Annotated in this window: 17 protein-coding genes and 2 pseudogenes; 12 read left to right on the top strand and 7 right to left on the bottom strand. The window is 52.7% G+C overall.

Annotation, left to right across the window (positions count from 1 at the left end; translation table 11 throughout):
* The first annotated feature begins 131 nt into the window (after positions 1–131).
* The 12 genes and pseudogenes from IPK01_00005 to IPK01_00060 all read left to right on the top strand — a co-directional run bounded on the left by IPK01_00005 (position 132) and on the right by IPK01_00060 (position 9,376).
* Positions 132–848, top strand: a pseudogene (locus IPK01_00005) (peptidyl-prolyl cis-trans isomerase).
* 29 nt (positions 849–877) lie between these two features.
* A complete protein-coding gene (locus IPK01_00010; GenBank protein ID MBK7931883.1) occupies positions 878–1,171 on the top strand; it encodes a tetratricopeptide repeat protein in 294 nt (97 codons plus the stop codon).
* Entirely contained in the window at positions 1,149–1,418 is a 270-nt protein-coding gene (locus IPK01_00015; GenBank protein MBK7931884.1) for a tetratricopeptide repeat protein, read from the top strand. Before IPK01_00010 ends, IPK01_00015 begins: the two co-directional genes overlap by 23 nt.
* Before the next feature lie 97 nt (positions 1,419–1,515).
* Positions 1,516–1,770 carry a tetratricopeptide repeat protein gene (locus IPK01_00020; GenBank protein ID MBK7931885.1) on the top strand — a complete coding sequence of 85 codons (255 nt, stop codon included), beginning with the start codon at positions 1,516–1,518 and terminating at the stop codon, positions 1,768–1,770.
* Between the two features lie 310 nt (positions 1,771–2,080).
* The gene (locus IPK01_00025) at positions 2,081–2,950 is read left to right on the top strand and encodes an S-methyl-5'-thioadenosine phosphorylase (protein ID MBK7931886.1); all 870 of its coding nucleotides are present in this window, start codon (positions 2,081–2,083) and stop codon (positions 2,948–2,950) included.
* 380 nt (positions 2,951–3,330) lie between these two features.
* Positions 3,331–3,516, top strand: coding sequence for an outer membrane protein assembly factor BamD (bamD, locus tag IPK01_00030; protein ID MBK7931887.1), 186 nt, complete (start codon positions 3,331–3,333; stop codon positions 3,514–3,516).
* 131 nt (positions 3,517–3,647) lie between these two features.
* A pseudogene (locus tag IPK01_00035) lies at positions 3,648–4,084 on the top strand (VOC family protein).
* Between the two features lie 994 nt (positions 4,085–5,078).
* The gene (locus IPK01_00040; GenBank protein ID MBK7931888.1) at positions 5,079–5,321 is read left to right on the top strand and encodes a hypothetical protein; all 243 of its coding nucleotides are present in this window, start codon (positions 5,079–5,081) and stop codon (positions 5,319–5,321) included.
* A gap of 428 nt (positions 5,322–5,749) precedes the next feature.
* Entirely contained in the window at positions 5,750–6,685 is a 936-nt protein-coding gene (locus IPK01_00045; GenBank protein ID MBK7931889.1) for a bifunctional hydroxymethylpyrimidine kinase/phosphomethylpyrimidine kinase, read from the top strand.
* Between the two features lie 189 nt (positions 6,686–6,874).
* Positions 6,875–7,633: a hypothetical protein gene (locus IPK01_00050; GenBank protein MBK7931890.1), complete on the top strand. Its 759-nt coding sequence runs from the start codon at positions 6,875–6,877 to the stop codon at positions 7,631–7,633.
* A gap of 75 nt (positions 7,634–7,708) precedes the next feature.
* On the top strand, positions 7,709–8,470 hold the full coding sequence (locus IPK01_00055) for an enoyl-ACP reductase (GenBank protein ID MBK7931891.1): 762 nt from the start codon (positions 7,709–7,711) through the stop codon (positions 8,468–8,470).
* Positions 8,471–8,566: 96 nt separating this feature from the next.
* Positions 8,567–9,376, top strand: coding sequence for a TIGR00730 family Rossman fold protein (locus IPK01_00060; protein MBK7931892.1), 810 nt, complete (start codon positions 8,567–8,569; stop codon positions 9,374–9,376).
* A gap of 23 nt (positions 9,377–9,399) precedes the next feature.
* Here IPK01_00060 and IPK01_00065 read toward each other — a convergent pair whose 3' ends face one another.
* The 7 genes from IPK01_00065 to IPK01_00095 form a co-directional block, all read right to left on the bottom strand.
* A complete protein-coding gene (locus IPK01_00065; GenBank protein MBK7931893.1) occupies positions 9,400–9,723 on the bottom strand; it encodes a divalent-cation tolerance protein CutA in 324 nt (107 codons plus the stop codon).
* 4 nt (positions 9,724–9,727) lie between these two features.
* On the bottom strand, positions 9,728–11,041 hold the full coding sequence (locus IPK01_00070; GenBank protein ID MBK7931894.1) for a dipeptidase: 1,314 nt from the start codon (positions 11,039–11,041) through the stop codon (positions 9,728–9,730).
* Between the two features lie 18 nt (positions 11,042–11,059).
* Complete coding sequence (locus tag IPK01_00075) at positions 11,060–12,049, bottom strand: M48 family metallopeptidase (GenBank protein ID MBK7931895.1); 990 nt, start codon at positions 12,047–12,049, stop codon at positions 11,060–11,062.
* Between the two features lie 180 nt (positions 12,050–12,229).
* Positions 12,230–12,706, bottom strand: a complete 477-nt coding sequence (locus IPK01_00080) for a class I SAM-dependent RNA methyltransferase (GenBank protein ID MBK7931896.1) — start codon at positions 12,704–12,706, stop codon at positions 12,230–12,232.
* The gene (locus IPK01_00085) at positions 12,703–13,416 is read right to left on the bottom strand and encodes a class I SAM-dependent RNA methyltransferase (protein ID MBK7931897.1); all 714 of its coding nucleotides are present in this window, start codon (positions 13,414–13,416) and stop codon (positions 12,703–12,705) included. The genes IPK01_00080 and IPK01_00085 overlap by 4 nt, the downstream gene beginning before the upstream one ends.
* Positions 13,413–14,135, bottom strand: a complete 723-nt coding sequence (locus IPK01_00090) for a hypothetical protein (GenBank protein ID MBK7931898.1) — start codon at positions 14,133–14,135, stop codon at positions 13,413–13,415. The genes IPK01_00085 and IPK01_00090 overlap by 4 nt, the downstream gene beginning before the upstream one ends.
* A complete protein-coding gene (locus IPK01_00095; GenBank protein MBK7931899.1) occupies positions 14,132–14,806 on the bottom strand; it encodes a hypothetical protein in 675 nt (224 codons plus the stop codon). The genes IPK01_00090 and IPK01_00095 overlap by 4 nt, the downstream gene beginning before the upstream one ends.
* Positions 14,807–14,956: the final 150 nt, after the last annotated feature.

Here is a 14,956-nt window from a genome sequence, read left to right on the forward strand (position 1 = left end):
CCAGCAGGCTCAGTTTCTCCGCACGAGTATATTCCGAAACGATCGCCGACAAGATGAAGGTAACGGATGAGGATATCGCAAAATATATCTCGAGCATCCCGAACTCGACCCGAAGAAAAGCGTGCTAAAGCCAGCAGATCCTTGAACGCGCCAAGGCCGGCGAAGATTTTGCCGCGTTGGCAAATGAATTTACCGAAGATCCGGGCAACAAAGGTCCGGACGGTGTCAGTCAGGGCGGCATCTACAAAGATGTGCCCAAGGGCCGCATGGTCGCTCCGTTCGAAACGGCAGCTCTCGCACTTGAGCCCGGACAGGTCAGCCCTGAACTGGTCGAAACCGATTTTGGTTTCCACATCATCAAGCTCGAGCGAAAACTCGGCCCGAGCCCAAATAAAGAAGCTAAACCAGCCGCCGGCGAAACTGGGGCGGCAAGCGAAACATACGACGCTCGCCACATCCTGATCTCGACCAATTATAAGGATCCGGACAAACCGCAGGCTCGTGAAATGCCTGTCAAAGAATACGTCCGAGCCAAACTGGAAGAAGAAAAGGAAAAGAAAATGCTCGACGAGATCGTTGCGTCAAATAATTTTCAGGTTCCTAGCGACTTCACCGTTCCTGCGGTAACTGAAGACCAGTTAAAACAGATGCAGCAGTCAACAGATGCGGGGAATGCCTCCGGGAGGCCCAGGTGGTCCCCGGCGGACCAGGGGTCGGGCGGACCTGATGGCCTGGGCACCCGGCGGTCGAAACCCGGAAAGCCCGAGCCCAAAAGCCCGAGCCGAAGAAGAAATAAAGCGAAAGCTTTTCGTATGGTAAGGGGTGATCGTCGAGTCGCCCCTTACTAATTTCAATAGGACGTACAACCGGCAAGACGATGAGTATAAACAAGGGAAATACATTGAGATGCATTGCAGGAGCTCTTCTTCTTTTTTTCTTTATTTCTGTTAAGGGGCAGACTCAATCTGAATTGTTGAAAGCTCAGGAATTTCTGTCGTCTGGAAATGCTCTCTTGCAAAAGGGTAAGTTAGAAGAAGCAATTGCGGCATTCAATGAGGTTGTGGCGATCCTTCCTAAAATGCCCATCGGTTACATCAATCGAGGTGTCGCTTACGCCGCAAATTCCAGATTCGCGGAGGCTCTTGCAGATGCTGACAGAGTTCTATCCTAAAGCGAAGATGCGTCTTCGACAACCTTTCGAGGATGGCCTACCAGATCAAGGGACACGTTTACCAGGCTCAGGAAACCTTACGGCATCGATTGAAGGTTATAGTAAGGCGATTGAATTGGTGCCACGCAATGCTAAGTTCTACAACGGACGTGGAATTTCTTACATGATGCTCGAACAGGACGGTCTTGCTCGGAAGGATTTCGACAAGGCAATCAGATCGATCCAAGTCTATCGCAATTTTACGTAAACCGAGCTGTCATATTGCGACGGGCGAGAGAATTTAATGCAGCGATCCTTGACCTCGACGAAGCCTTAAAACTCGATCCGTCAAATGCTCAGCGTACCTGAACCGTGGAAACAATCACCGAAGCCTTAAGAAATTAGACGAAGCGATCGCTAATTACACGAAAGCGATCTCGATTGAGCCAAAGTCCGAACAGTTTTATAATCAGGCCGTCGTGCATTTCGAACTGAAGGATTACCAAGCCGCAGTAAATGACAACACTGAAGCGATCAGATTGGACCCAAAGAGTTCCCGAGCGTTCAAGAACCGGTCCCTTTCATACCGGAGGCTTGGAAAGGTCTCTTTGGCGCTCTAGAAGATCTACAACAAAGCGATACAACTTTCGGACAACTCAATGTCTGCCAGATACAACTTGGCTTATTTGCTATATGAAACCGGACGTTTCGTCGAAGCTCGCGATGAAGTTACTCTTCTAATAGGTAAAGTGCCTTTGTGGAAAGCACCGTTCCTTTTACGGGCAGAGATACACGCGGGAAGTCCTGGTAATCTCGCAAAGCGCGCGAGGACCGTGCAACTGCCGCAAAATTGAATGCAGACTGGAAGCCACAGGAAGACGACTTTTGGTCTTCGACATGACTTTCACAATTTCGGGCGAACTTAAGTAAATGGAAAAAGTAAACATCGGAATTATCGGCGGCTCTGGGCTTTACCAGATGCCGGAACTTGAGAATGTGCGCGAAGTGCCCGTAAGCACTCCGTTTGGCGACCCTTCGGACGCTTTCATTGTCGGCGAACTCGACGGCGTGACGGTTGCGTTTCTGCCGCGTCACGCACGCGGGCACAAATTCACGCCCAGCGAACTTCCCTACCGGGCAAACATCTACGCGATGAAGCTGCTCGGCGTCGAATACATCCTGTCGGTCTCGGCCGTCGGCAGTTTGCAGGAACAGTATGCTCCGACTGACTTTGTGATTCCCGACCAGTTCTTTGACCGGACGCGTGACCGTTCGAAAGAATCCACATTCTTCGGCGAAGGCATCGTCGGCCACGTGACGTTCGCTCATCCTGTTTGCAATGAGCTTGGCGACATTCTCGAAGAAGCTTGCAAAAGCAACGGCGTCAAGACTCATCGGGGCGGCACTTACATCTGCATGGAAGGCCCGGCGTTCTCGACCAAGGCCGAGTCCAACGTCTATCGACAGTGGGGCATGGACATCATCGGGATGACCAACCTGCAGGAAGCCAAGCTCGCCCGCGAAGCCGAGATCGCCTATGCCACCCTCGCCCTCGTCACCGATTACGACTGCTGGTACGAAGGCCACGACGACGTCACCGTCGATATGGTCATCGAGTACCTGAACAAAAACGTCCGCAACGCCCAGCTCGTCCTAAAAGACGCCGTCAAAGCCGTCACGGCCAAAACGACGCCAAACCAATACGCGAACGCAACCAAAAACGCGATCTTCACCGCCCCGTCAAACTGGCCGGCTGAGACGGCGAGGAAGCTTGACGCGATCATTGGAAAGTACAAGTAATGGCACAAGCCCGCACGTAGTAAGGGCGTAACATCCAACAGGTGAAACGCCCTTACTACGTGCGGGCTTGTGCACTCGCCGGAAAACTTTCCGATGCCAAACAGCATCTGTATTAAGTTATGAAAAGAAAGTTCCTTGCAATAATCTTTACAGTCTTGTCCATCGGAATTATTTCGGCACATACCCAACCAACGTCACGCCGGCGATCGACCGTGATCCTTTGATGGAGCAGGACGCGAAGCACAATCTGGACGTCGCGAAACGTATTTCCCTGCTCAAAAGGCGTACAAAGGCGTGTGAGCGGTTCGAAGAGACCTACGCCGCGTATCCGACGTTTTCAAAGATGGACGAGTTCCTCTACTACGCCGGCATGAGCAGCTATTACCTGTCCGAGAACAAAGGCAAGCAAAGATCGATCTCAAACGACCAAAAAAGACCCCGCCAAATACGGGCCCGCGAAACTAAAGGACGACGCGATCGGCTATCTCTCGACGATCATCGAGAAATACCCCGAGAGCAAGTTCAAGAATGACGCGGAGAAAACGCTCACGGTTCTCAAGAAATAAATAAGTTGCCACTAGCTTTAGCTAGTGGCCAACCCCTAAACTAGATCGGGCTTTAGCCAAAAGATTCGGCTAAAGCCAGGTCTTTTAGTTTCCGTATCCACTAACTGAAGCTAGTGGCAACTCTATAATACATGAACCTCAATCAAGTCACCATCTACAGCAAGCTGCCCGTTGAGACGGTCAAGTTCTTTGAGAAGCTCGGCCTCAGACGCATCGTCGATTCCCTGCCGCGATATGCCCGGCTCGAATGCCCTGACGGCGAATCGACGCTGTCGGTGCACATCGACGACGCAGCCGTTACCACCAACAGCATCGTCCTCTACTTCGAGTGCGAAGATCTCGACGCCGAAGTCGAACGCCTCAAGTCCCTCGGCCTCGAATTCACCCCCAAGCCCCGACCGACGAACCCTGGCTCTGGCGCGAGGCTTATCTGCTCGACCCAAGCGGCAACAAGATCTGCCTCTTCACAGCCGGTGACAACCGCAAAAACCCGCCGTGGCAGATAAATGCAAGCCCACAGGTAATTCAGGGCGTTCGACTAATTTTATACCGCAATTCGTACGCTTAAGATCGTTTTCCGTAAGCTTTCAAGCGTATTTTGAGGCCTTGCAACGTATTGTGAAAGCTCAAAATACACCCTGTTCCTTAAATATTGCCGTTCGCTTTAGCGAACGGTCGCGATTCCACAACAAACAATTGGGCTTGAGCCCAATTCTCTATGGTTAACCGCCCACAAGTCGCATAAAGCCCGCAAATACTGGCTCTTGATGAAAGGTAGGCGGCTCTAGCCGTCTTTCCGCGTTTCGCGGCACACAGCCACGCTCCTTTAGGGCGTGGGAAAGGTTCGCTCAACGATTCCTAGCCCGTTTCAATGGGCTTAAATCCAACTGGCTTAAGCCGCCGGAGGTAAGGACGGTAAACCGCCCTAAGAAAATCTCTCACAACCCGACCACGCCCTAAAGGAGCGTGGCTATATGCCCTTCAGGAAAGCCGCGTAAAACGCGGCTGACAAATCTTCGGGCTTTGCCCGGTGATGAGCGAGCGGTTGCGGGCCTACCACCGCACTGGCGTTTTTGTGCCAGAAACGGCTACGCCTTTCCGTCCGTCAAACTAAATAGACCAAGGAGGCTCGGCCTCCGAACGCCGCGAATATCGGAGGCACAGTCGTCGCCTTCTCGCCGGGCGAAGCTATGCTTCGCCGTCGGGCCAATAATTTATCGTGCGGTTCCGCCGCCGCTTTGGTGGTCGTCGCAAAGCGAACGGCACAGCAAGAGATTTTAGGGTGCCTCAAGCACAGCTTTTCCGCTCGGCGGAAAGAACGTTTCGTATTAGCGTATAATCTAATAATGAAGCCGATTTTTCTATCCATATTGCTTTTCCACCTTGCCGTTGTGTTTATCAGCACAGAAGGTAAGTAACGCGAGCGTCGAAGTTATCGATTGTGGTTTCGGTAGCGAAAATTGAGGAGGTAGAGATGAACGCGGGTTCAAGCGGTCCTTTTCGAAACAGTCGTACATTTGGCAAATACTCTGACAAATCGCGGTACCCGACCGGTGATTCTTATGCAGAAAGAACCAGACGTAAAAGGGGCAGTGCTTACGAAAAAAGGATATCAGGGTGGATTTCAGGGCTCCGATGTGTTGGCTGATTACATGGGGGAATATTATTCGTCATCTTATTTTATGGACGCCGAACGATGGGCAGAGATAGAGAGGAAATTTGATAAATCTTTGCCTCCACAGGAGTTGACCCGCACTCTACAAGCAGGCGAATCAATAGAGTTTGAAACCAAGATATGCTTTTAATCTTCCTAAAATATACAAATACGAAGAGATCAACTTCGGCCTCGTCAATCAATCCTTAATTTCATAAAGCAGATGTCCCCGTCGAAGCTAACGCTCGAATACAGAACCTGGTCAACAGTTAGTTTAGGTAGGGGATACAGAGGTAAGAATCGAGGAAATTTATAGCCTAAACTTGCTAATCGCTGGCGTAGTAAAGGTGACCTCACCACCCCGAAGACATAGATGTTAAGGCAATCCCAATAGACTCCAATTTAATTCAGCTAAGATCTCAGTCAAATAAATGTCCCAGCCCTCCGGCGAAGGTTGAATGTTACGCCCTTACTAACGTGCGGGCTTGTGCATTCGGAGAATCGCAAAATACGTCGCATTGCCGTGTAAAATGTAGCATTGCGTTTTGATACTAATATATTCGGAGATCGATTTAACACATGTCATTAACAGTTGTGGGTAGTGTGGCGTTTGATGCTTTGGAGACGCCGTTTGGGCAGAGGGATAAGATATTGGGCGGGGCGGCGACGCATTTTGGCCTTGTCGGCGAGCTTTTTACGAAGGTGAACGCGGTCGGCGTCGTCGGCGGTGATTTTGGCGACGAAGAATGGGCCGTTTTTAAGCGTCACGCGATCAATACCGACGACATCCAGATCGTGCCCGAGGGCAAGACGTTCTTTTGGAAGGGCCGCTACGACTACGACATGAACACGGCGCACACGCTCGACACGCAGCTAAATGTGTTCGAGACGTTCGAGCCGAAGCTGAGCGAGAATTCGCAGAGTGCGGAGTTCCTTTTCCTCGCGAACATCCTGCCGATGCTGCAAAAACAGGTGCGCGAGCAGATGCCGGACGCGAAGTTCGTGGCGATGGACACGATGAATTTTTGGATCACTTCGATGAAGGACGCCCTCATCGAGACCATCAAGGTCGTCGATTGCATCATCATCAATGACGCCGAGGCGAGGCAGCTGACGGACGAGGCGAGCATCCACGCCGCCGCACGCAAGATCATGGAGATCGGCCTCAAAGCCGTCGTCATCAAACGCGGCGAATACGGCGCGACGCTCTTTACGCAGAACGGCTATTTTGCGACGCCGGCATATCCGCTCGAGAGCGTTTTCGACCCGACCGGAGCCGGCGACACGTTCGCCGGCGGTTTTATGGGCTATCTCGCCGCTCACAAAGAAGTGACCAACGACACGCTCCGGCGGGCGATGGTCTACGGCTCGGTGATGGCTTCGTTCAACGTGGAGAAATTTGGAACGGAACGCGTCGATGCTCTCGATTATCCTGAGATCACCGAACGTTTCAAGGCGTTCAAGACGATGACGCACTTTGACGATATTCCGTTTGAAAGAGCCGCGAACGCATAGTTGTTGTATCTTGGTTTTATGAGTTGCCTCCACTTTTAGGTGGAGGTTGAGTGCTTTCGAGGTCTCGGGCTTTAGCCCAAATTTGGCTAAAGCAGGGAAATTTGCTTGCCTATCCACTAGCTACGGCGTCAGCACTGGCCGATCCGTGAGGCCAAAACCTAGTGGCAACTCATTTTCGATCCGGTGAAGATGGACAAGAAGAACGACAATCCGCTGGTTCGTTTTGAGCCGCCAAAGACCAATTACCCGCTGATCATCGCGAGCGGTGCCGTATTGGTGCTGTCGATCGCGGGCGTGGTGTTGTCCGTGCGTGAACAGAGTATTGCGGCGGCCGTCGTTTGTGCTGCGGCGGCGTTCGTTTTCGTGCTGGTCGTGCTGCTTTATATGGCGGACAAACGCCGGACGGCGGCGACCGACGATCGTAAATTCATCCGCTGGGATGCCGCGATGCCTGAGCTGCAGCGGCAGAATGTTAATCTCGAGGTCCACGAACTCGCACGGCTGTTAAACGTCGGCGGCGATTCGCTGACCGATCTGCTGACGGCCTACATCGTCGCCGAAGACCTCGCCCTGCGGCAGATCCAGCAGGAAGAGAACCTGCCGCTGATGCGTCACGTGAATATCGGCGGAGCGTCGTTTGACGGCATTTTGGTCGAACAGGACCTGATCACGTGTATCGAGGTCTCGTTCCTCGTCACGCCCGACGTCCGGCAGGAAAAGATCGAGTCGATGCTCAAAAAAGTGTCGCTTGCAAAGAAGAACCTCGCCGAGGCAAGGAGTCGATTGCGTTTGCGTCTGATGCTCGTCCTCGTCACGCAGATGACCCAGGACGAAGAAGAACATCTCCGCGGCATGCTGATCACACGTCGTTTCACCGAAACGCCCGTCGATATCGACATCAGAATGCTCGATTTTGAGATGCTGCAGAAAGTGTATGTTAGTGAGTAGGGCGTACGGACGATGCACAGGGGACGAGTGATTCTTGCTCGCCACTCGTCACTCGGCACTCGCCCCTAAAATCTTATGTTAAAAGACAAAGTAGGAATGATATTCGGGGTCGCGAATAAGCGGTCGATCGCTTGGGCTTGTGCTGTGGCTTGTGCCGGGCAGGGCGCCAAGATGGCGTTTACTTATCAGGCCGAGCGGATCAAGGAGAACGTCGAGGAACTTGCCGCAACGCTCGATGGTTCGCTGGTCGTGCCGTGCGACGTGTCCGATCAGGACCAGGTCGATGCGGCGTTCGCCGCCGTCAAAGAGAAATACGGCAAACTCGATTTTCTCGTACATTCGATCGCATTTGCACCCAAAGAGGCTCTCGAAGGCGAGTTTGTCGACACGACACGCGACGCGTTTCGAACTGCTCTTGAGGTCAGCGCCTATTCGCTTACGCAGATCTCCGCCGCCGCAAAGCCGCTGATGACCGATGGCGGTTCGATCATTACGATGACGTATTACGGCGCCGAAAAGGTGGTGATGAATTATAACGTGATGGGCGTCGCCAAGGCCGCTCTCGAGGCCTCGACACGTTATCTCGCGTCCGATCTAGGCAAACACAACATCCGTGTCAACGCGATCTCGGCTGGTCCGATAAACACTCTGTCGGCACGCGGCGTTAAAGGCATGGGGTCCCTGCTCGCGTACGTCGGCCAGCGTTCGCCGCTGCAGCGTAACGTTACGCAGACCGAAGTCGGAAACACCGCGATGTTTCTCGTCAGCGACCTGTCGAGCGGTATTACAGGCGAGACGATCTACGTCGATTGCGGTTATAACATAATGGGAATCTAATCAATTATGAATGAGGAATGAGGAATGAGGAATGAGGAACGCATAACCCTGCTTCTAAGATTCATAATTCTGCATTCATCATTCTGCATTTACAAAATGGCAGTTAAAAAAACAACCAAATCCAAGCCGACGGTGAGCCGTAAGAAGAAGATCGCGGTCCCGGCGACCGTTGCCGAGGCGAAGGAACGCGAGACCGAGCCCGGATATTGGCACCTGACTGACGACGAGATTTTGCTTCGCTCGCCGGAACCTGATGATCCGTATCGGACGTCTGATTCGTGGCGAACGTTTCGAATCATGGGCGAATTCGTCAACGGTTTTGACGAGCTGGCGACTATCACTCGCGGCGTTTCGATATTCGGTTCGGCACGCACGCATCCTGACGATCCGATGTACGAATCTGCCCGTGAGGTCGGGCTTCTGCTCGGTGCCGCAGGTTTTGAGATAATCACAGGAGGCGGCCCGGGCATCATGCAGGCCGCGAATCAAGGCGCACACGAGGCTGGAGCGGTCTCGGTCGGCTGCAACATCCAACTGCCATTCGAGCAGGCCGCGAACCCGTATTTGACCAAATCACTGACGTTCAAATACTTCATGGTTCGCAAGACGATGTTCATCAAATACAGCAACGCCTATGTCATCTTCCCCGGCGGTTTCGGCACGATGGACGAGTTATTCGAGGCATTGACGCTGATACAGACCAAAAAGATCCGCAACTTCCCGGTCGTACTTTTCGGCTCACAATACTGGCGCGGAATGCTGCAATGGATCACATCGGCAATGCTCCACGAAAAATACATCAACAGCGAAGATCTCGGCTTGATACACCTTACCGATTCACCTCGCGACGCCGTCGATTTCATCATTAAGACGTGTTACGCCGGGATCGATAATGGCAAAAGGTAGTCAGATGTCAGATGCTAACACTACTAAGCTGATCTCTGATCTTCGAATGCCGATGACATCCAATTTAGATATGGCTCTGATACCTTCTCTGCCTTGATCGCGACGATCTCGGGGATGTCGTAGCTGTGGTTTGCGGTAATGAACGAGGCGAGTTCGTCGTATTTTTCTTCGAGGGTCTTTATCAGCAGCAGGTGTTCGCTTTCCTTGTTGACCTTTCCTTCCCAAACATAGACCGATGTCATCGGCGGCAATATCTGGACGCAGGCGGCAAGCTTTGACTCGATGATCTTAACGGCCATGGCGTCGGACTCATGAAGAGACGGAACTGTGGTCATCACGATCAACATTCGGCTACCTAGCGGACTGAAGTTTCTTTGCGATCTTTTGAACGTCATCCAAAACCCTCAACAAATTTCCGCTCCAGAGTTTGGCCATTTGCTGCTTGGTGTAGCCGCGGCGGACAAGTTCGATGGTGACGTTGAGGGTTTCTGAGGCGTCGTCCCAGCCTTCGACTCCGCCGCCGCCGTCAAAATCGGACGAGATGCCGACATGGTCGATCCCGATCTTCTTCACCAAATAGTCGATATGGTTGACGAAATCCTTGACGTTCACGTCCGGAGCTTTTTCGGCGAGACGCTCTTTGATGATCGGAGCGATCTTTGCACGAAAGGCACGGACGTTGGCCATATAGACGTTGCGTTCGGCCTCGGGCAGCTTCATCGCATCGGCACGGGCGAGGATCTTGAAGCCCTCTTTGGCTGCAAGTTCCGCACTGATCTCATTCGATAGTTTCGAACGCAGCTCGCTTTTTTCCTTGCTGACGTAGGCACGAAACGCGACCGCCTGAACGACGCCGCCGTTTCGCTTGATCAGTTCGAGTTCCTCATCACTCAGATTCCGGCTGTGATCACAAAGTGCTCGAGCTCCTGAGTGCGATGCGATGACCGGTGCTTTTGTGAGTTTCAGAACCTGTATGTTCGACTCTTTTGACGGGTGCGAGAGATCGATCATGATGCCCCATTTGTTCATCTCGGCGACAGCCCTTTTGCCGAGATCGCTGAGGCCGTTGTGGAGCCAGACCTTGTCGGCCTCTCCGGTATTCGAATCGGCAAACTGGCTGTGGCCGTTGTGACTGAGCGACATATAACGCGCTCCGCGCATCGCAAAATCCTTGATGTTGGCGAGGTCGGTGCCGACCGGATAGGCGTTTTCGACGCCGATCATGGCGATCTTTTTGCCCGCTTTGTTGATACGGCGAACGTCCTTTGACGTGAGTGCAAGTTCGATCTGGTTTGGGGCGATCTTTTCGGTGAGGCGACGGATCGCGTCGAATTTGTCGATGGCGTTCTTGTATGCCGATTTATAGCCATCGTCGGTGAGCGGCCCCTGGCCCGTATAAACGATCATCCACGAGACGTCGAGCCCCCCGCGTGTCATTTTCGGCAGATTTACCTGATTTGGCAGATCCTGCGTGTAGTTTACCGCGTCGGTAAAGTTCCGCGTGTCGATGTCATTGTGCGTGTCGAGCGTGATCACCTCGGCATGGATCTTTTTCGCTTTGGCGATCAGCTTGGCTTCGTCATCGACCGTTTGGGCATTGATCGAAACACCGGAAAATGCGGCAAGAACTGACGCAAATACAACTGCGGACAAGAAACGCTTCATAATATTATTGAGTCTGATCTATTTCCTTTTCATCAATTCCTGATACTCGCCGCTTTCGACCCATTGGAGTATCTCGGAGACTCGCCAAACGGGTAGCGGGTGTGTAAGACCGGCGTTGATGACGTTTGCCCAGAATTTATCGAGGCCTTTTTCGTCGCAATTCTTTTGAAATTCACGGCCTTGTTCGAGAAACAGGTCGTAATCGATCTTTGAGGCGAATGTGCCGCCGGCGAGCTTCATCATTGTCCGGCCGATAGCGTGCGGATCCTGTGTAACAAGCAAAGCCGCACGGTCGCATGAGAGTTCTGCCCGGCGTGCCCATGCCAGCAAAGCGCTGTTGATGCCCATTGAGACGATCAGTTTGAAGATGTCCGAGCCAGGCATCAGCTTGGCGACCGAAGCGTTGGCGAGCAGTTCCATCAGCCGAGCGGCCGTTAAATAAAGGACGTGTTCCGAGTGAATGTGGCCGACCTCGTGAGCGATAACGGCAAGGGTCTCGTCTTCGCTGAGGCGTTCGAGCAGGGCCGAGTGGAGCACGATGTACGGCTTTTCGACGCCGTAGGTAAAGGCGTTGACGATCGGGTTTTGCTGGATGAAGAGGTCCGGCATATCGACGCCGAGCGTCGTGCAGGCGATCTGTAACTTGGCGTGAATGTCAGGACATTGCTTGGCAGTGACCTTGACCGAGCCGGCCATCAGGGCAACGTGGATCGCTGATTCAAAAGTGACGGCGATCAATTTCTTAAGCATCGAATCGATACCCGGGATCGCACGCAAAGCTGCAAGAGCCTTGCTGTCGTCAGGATGGATGTAGTCGTGTTTCGACAGGTCCGCAAACTTCTTGTGCGGCTCGTTCGAGAGCGGCAGCTTACATTTGCCACAGTTCGCCGAATTGTTCTTGTAACCGTCCTTGACCGCATTCTTCTGCCCGCAATAGCGGCAGCGGACCGAAAGAGTTTTTGTTATTGCAGCAGAAGGTTCTTCGCCTGATGGTGTCTTTTTTGGCATAAAAGGATTTTATGAATTGCCACTAGCTTTAGCTAGTGGAACGGGCAATTATTTGTATTGGGCTTTTGCCCCGATCTCGATCTAATATGAGTACGAGAATGATCGGCGATTGTTCGGCTAAAGCCGGAACAATCTTATTCCTAGACCACGAGCTGAAGCTAGTGGCAATGTTTAAAGCCATTATCTCGAAAGCCTCACGATCGTCTCAACATGATGCGTCTGCGGAAACAGGTCGATGGCCGTCATCGTGTCGATCCGGTAACCGCGATCAAGTAATATTCGCAGGTCACGGGCCAGGATCGACGGTTCGCATGAAACATATGAGATCGCCCGCGGGGCCATTTTGGCGATGAGTTCGACGACGTGGTCTTCGGCTCCTGCTCGGGGCGGGTCGATCAGGACGAGATCGGTTTTGCTCAGCTCATGGCCTTTGAGAAAATCACCGACTCGCATCCGTTTGAATTCTACATTCGCCGCCGCGGCCCGGGCCTTGTTTTGTTTGGCGAAACGGACGGCTTCGCCATTTTCTTCGACGCCGATCACATTTGTGAACTGTTTCGCCATCGCCAGAGCGAACAGACCGACACCGCAATATAGGTCGAGTGCGGTCTCGCCCGATGCATCGCCGATCGCAAGGCGGACGAGGTCGCCGATCAACGATTGATTGCCCTGAAAAAGCTGCGGGCTGAAAATGCATACTCGATTCCGGCGTGCGAACAAGTGATCTCGGCGGTCGGTTCGGCCATGTCGGATGAGTAGAGCGAAACAGCACCGCGGTCACCGGCGGCAGCTTCGATCTCGGCGGTGTCAGCCCACATTTGGGGCCAATCGATGTTTTGGCGGAGCGATCTGAGGACGGCTTCGAGCTCGGGGCTGAGGATCGGGCAAACATCGACATCGACGGTGTCGTGCGAATCGCGTGCGTAGTAACCGATCTTTTGCTGCTCGCGATCGGCGTGCCAGCGGGCACGCGAGCGATATCCAAATTCGTTAGGGCTTGGGATTATGCCGAGATCTTCGAACTCGATCTTGCCGATGCGTTTGAGACAATCGCGGATGATATCGAGTTTTGCACGAAGCTGCGTCTCGTAATTCATCTGCTGAAAATCGCACCCGCCGCAAACCCCGAAATGCGGGCAAGGCGGCACGATTCGATTGCCGGACTGCTCAATAATATCGACGATCGAGGCAAAGGCGATGCGTTTTTTGATGTGCTTTATTTCGGCGCGGACAATGTCGCCGGCAACCGAGAGCGGGACGAAAACGGTGAGGCCTTCGACAAATGCGAGGCCGAGGCCGCGCGGCACGATCTTTTCAATTTTGAGTTCGAGTATGTCGCCGGCGGCGTAGTTTGGTTTTTGGGTCACTTATTTTGCGTACGTAAAGAGAAATTTGCTTCCTCAAGTATACGCCTAAACGCTGCGAGATCTTCGGTCTCGTGATAAGTAAATGCCAAAATGATCGCATAGCCATCGCGAACGGTCGCATAGAGCCGCTTTTTCTCTTTCGCGGCCGTGATATCGAGAAACGCGAACTGCTGAGCGCCGAGCCTTTCGGCATTCGTGACGGAATATTCGTAGTCGGGCGGCAGCTTCATCGTGCCGATCTGGGCCCGCATGAGGTCAAAATAATCAACTGCGTCTTTGATCTTTGGGTTGGTCGAGAGGTCTTCGGCGGAGATCAGTAGGACGGCATTGCCGGGCGTGCCGATGGCCGAGCGATAGGCAGTGAGCAGGAGTGTCACCTGTTTTTCATAACGGCGAATGTTCGCGGCCTGTTGCGGATCGTTGCGGTTGATCTTCGGGCGAAGCTCGTAGCCTCTTTCTTTCCAGTACTTTTCCGTATCGATGCCCGGAATCACCCACGTCGCCGGGAACGTGATGTCGAATCCAAGATCGATATGCGTGTAGATCTGCCCGCTCAAAATGCCGGGATCGAGTTCGGCCTTAGACTTCATAGCTGTCGTCTTGGTGCCCGGTTTGACCAGCACACCAACGGGGATGCTGGACGGCGTCGGCTTTGCGGTCTGTGCCTGCAATGAAATTGCTGTGAGAGCGAAAATGGTCGCAAGAATGAGCTTAGTCATAAATAAAATAGGCCGAGTCGCGGAACACCGGCTTCTTCGCGTAGTCGTTTCAGCAGCATGAGATTGAACGTATTCTTGTATGCATCGGGCTCCATTTCGGCTTTGTATGCCTTGAGCGACGCCGCTGTTTCTTTCTCCAAAAGTTTTAGATGCGGCTTGTTCCAATTTGTTAGCATCGAGCGTTCGAGCAATTTTTCGATATCCGAAAGCGTGCCGTCGATCGACTCGAAATTGTCGGTCAGATTCGCTTTCAACTCTTCTAAACGAGCAATTGCACGAGAGATATCCTCTTTCAATTCGTCGTTCGATATCGCCGCGAGCGTAGCGATCGACTTTGTAATATGAGCCGCGACCTCATCCGTCGAATACTGCGCAGTGTCGCTGCTGTCGCCGCCGTCCGACTTCCCTGCCTGCGAACGCGACCATTCGGCGTACTGCACCTCGATCTCATCGCGGCAATAGAACAGGCTCTTTATCGACCGTGTTCCGGGCGGCTGTTTGTCATAAATGTCGAATACCGACTCAATCGAGCGAATTACGATATGCATCGGAATGCCGCGGTCCTGCCACGATTCGATCAAAGCCCAATCGATAGGGCTCAAAAACAGATTCTTCCCGCGGCGGCGGATAAACGTGTCCTCGATCTCAGTGAAATAGTTGAAGTAGTTCAAGCTTTTTATGCTAGACAATAAAGCAGATCAGAACAAGAGTGTCGAAGGACTTTCTGAAAACCCTTTATCGAATAGCAGTCGATCATTTTTGACCACTTACAAGGTCTAGGTGAATGCCCGCCCGAAACACTGTTGTGATAATCTATCCAC

The organism is Acidobacteriota bacterium (genome assembly GCA_016713675.1).
GTDB lineage: Bacteria > Acidobacteriota > Blastocatellia > Pyrinomonadales > Pyrinomonadaceae > OLB17.

Excerpts from the sequence above, each read along its gene's own strand:
- IPK01_00010 (MBK7931883.1), top strand. The coding sequence starts at position 878 with ATGAGTATAAACAAGGGAAATACATTGAGATGCATTGCAGGAGCTCTT.
- IPK01_00015 (MBK7931884.1), top strand. The coding sequence starts at position 1,149 with ATGCTGACAGAGTTCTATCCTAAAGCGAAGATGCGTCTTCGACAACCT.
- IPK01_00025 (MBK7931886.1), top strand. The coding sequence starts at position 2,081 with ATGGAAAAAGTAAACATCGGAATTATCGGCGGCTCTGGGCTTTACCAG.
- IPK01_00040 (MBK7931888.1), top strand. The coding sequence starts at position 5,079 with ATGCAGAAAGAACCAGACGTAAAAGGGGCAGTGCTTACGAAAAAAGGA.
- IPK01_00045 (MBK7931889.1), top strand. The coding sequence starts at position 5,750 with ATGTCATTAACAGTTGTGGGTAGTGTGGCGTTTGATGCTTTGGAGACG.
- IPK01_00050 (MBK7931890.1), top strand. The coding sequence starts at position 6,875 with ATGGACAAGAAGAACGACAATCCGCTGGTTCGTTTTGAGCCGCCAAAG.
- IPK01_00055 (MBK7931891.1), top strand. The coding sequence starts at position 7,709 with ATGTTAAAAGACAAAGTAGGAATGATATTCGGGGTCGCGAATAAGCGG.
- IPK01_00060 (MBK7931892.1), top strand. The coding sequence starts at position 8,567 with ATGGCAGTTAAAAAAACAACCAAATCCAAGCCGACGGTGAGCCGTAAG.
- IPK01_00065 (MBK7931893.1), bottom strand. The coding sequence starts at position 9,723 with ATGTTGATCGTGATGACCACAGTTCCGTCTCTTCATGAGTCCGACGCC.
- IPK01_00070 (MBK7931894.1), bottom strand. The coding sequence starts at position 11,041 with ATGAAGCGTTTCTTGTCCGCAGTTGTATTTGCGTCAGTTCTTGCCGCA.
- IPK01_00075 (MBK7931895.1), bottom strand. The coding sequence starts at position 12,049 with ATGCCAAAAAAGACACCATCAGGCGAAGAACCTTCTGCTGCAATAACA.
- IPK01_00090 (MBK7931898.1), bottom strand. The coding sequence starts at position 14,135 with ATGACTAAGCTCATTCTTGCGACCATTTTCGCTCTCACAGCAATTTCA.